Raw genomic sequence first — 1,900 nt, 5'->3', positions numbered from 1 at the left:
GTGTAAAAAAGCTCCTGTTGTGTATCTATCGGCTCATGATAAGTACAAAAAAGAGGTCTGTAAGAAAAAGGCCAAGAAAATATTTGAAAAATATATTGAGATTTAAATTTTCTTTTTCATCGTTAATAGAAGGCGAGCTTAGATTTTAAGCTTGCTTTTTTTGTTGATTGAATTGTCGGGGTATTCGCTAAAAAGAGAATATATATTTTTATATTTGTTTATTACTTCTGCTATGCTTTAAAATATTCAGGATTTGTAATCGTTATGATAAAATAAGTATTGCAGGAGCAATCAAAAAGGAAGTTGTTTTCATGATAAAGAAATATTTGTTATTAACTTCGTGTTTATTGACTCAGTTTTTAGTTTATGGTCAAAAGAAATACGAAGAATTAACTAAAGAAGATTATCTTAAAGATTTTGATGTGTTAGTTGATGTTATAAAACAACAACACCCCAATCCCTATCGTTTTATAAGTGAACAAGATTTTAATTCTTCAGTTAAAAAGTTGAGAAGTGAGTTAGAGAAAGACGCAAGTTATTCTAAATTTTTACTGTCAAACCCTTTACCGTTGATAAAAGATGCTCATTCTGGGTTAAGTACTGACTTAATGGTGTTTGAAGATTTTTCGAAAACGGCTACTTTTTTCCCTTTTAGCACAGTTGTTTTTAATGAGAAGGTATTTGTTAATCAGTTTAACAAGTATATTCCTGCCGGAGCAATTATCGAAAAGGTAAATGGCAAGTCAGCAAAAGAATTATTGGACAATATTAGAATAAGCTCTGATGGATTAATCGATGTGGTAAATGCCAAAGACTTTTCGCTTTATGTTTCATTAATGTACAATGGGATAGAGGAATATAGGATTGAATATAGAGAAAATCTGGAGGATGATGAGTTAAAGGAGATTACTGTAAATTCAGTTAACTACGCAAGGAGTTATTATAATTCACAGAAATCGATATTTCCCATTGATCTCATTAGCTATTCATACGGAATATTTGGTCAAGAGATTAATAGTGAAACTTATGTATTGACGATTAAAACATTTGGTTTTTCTGAGGAGTATGCCTATCATAAATTGAGTACTTTCTTTGAGCAATTACAATCCAAAGGTGTCAAGAATTTAATTATTGATATACGAGGTAATGGAGGTGGTTTACTCAGTAATATTCCGCTGTATTACTCTTTTATATCTAAGGATAAAATGTTTAAGAATACATACCGCTATGCAACTAAGGTTCTCGATATCAAAGTAAGAGAGAATTTAGTGGATAGCAATGGTCGTCAATTTTCTGAAATGGATATCAAGAACATGGATAACTTCATGTATCAACGTTATGATGAAGTAGAAGGGGAGGATTACTATTATGGAAATAATAGGTTAGATGAATCTTACGTGGAGAACTACCCTCGAGATAGAAAGGCCTTTGATGGTAAAGTGTATCTATTGATAGATAATAATACTGTTTCTGCTGCTACTTATTTTGCATCTTTGTTTAAGGAAAATGACAGGGGAGTGATAGTGGGGCAAGAAACGCGAACTTGTAGTAATTTTACAACTGCTTCTTGGTTTATCAACTATAAGTTGCCCAATACCCAAACAATAGTTGATTTGCCGCGTTCAGAAGTTTTCTTCAATGATAAAATTGAGAAAAGTAAAGGTTGTAGAGGTGTTATTCCTGATTATCAGATAACGGAAGATCAGTTTTACGAAGGATTGTTAGAAATGGAAGATCCAGAATTGAAATTCGTTTTGAAGTTAATTCAAAAGGAAAGTGAATTGATAGGAAGTGTAAAGAAATAATAAAAATAAAAGTTCGCTGTATAGTGAGCTTTTGTTTTTAATACTATTTTTGAGTTCTTTCCTGTTTAAGGAATATTAAAGTATTAGATGTATAC

The 1,900-nt window shown here is 31.2% G+C and carries 1 protein-coding gene; it reads left to right on the top strand.

The genetic code is table 11. The annotated features are described in order from the left end of the window. The first annotated feature begins 311 nt into the window (after window positions 1-311). Window positions 312-1,805: a S41 family peptidase gene (locus GOQ24_RS01420; protein WP_155092441.1), complete on the top strand. Its 1,494-nt coding sequence runs from the start codon at window positions 312-314 to the stop codon at window positions 1,803-1,805. The last annotated feature ends 95 nt before the right edge of the window (window positions 1,806-1,900 follow it).

The sequence above is a fragment of the Myroides sp. LoEW2-1 genome, assembly GCF_009767705.1.
GTDB classification, from domain to species: domain Bacteria; phylum Bacteroidota; class Bacteroidia; order Flavobacteriales; family Flavobacteriaceae; genus Flavobacterium; species Flavobacterium album_A.
This window is presented reverse-complemented; position numbering and strand designations above follow the sequence as displayed.

Bases quoted from the DNA above. Each gene is read 5' to 3' on its own strand.
- GOQ24_RS01420 (WP_155092441.1), top strand. From the start codon at position 312: ATGATAAAGAAATATTTGTTATTAACTTCGTGTTTATTGACTCAGTTT.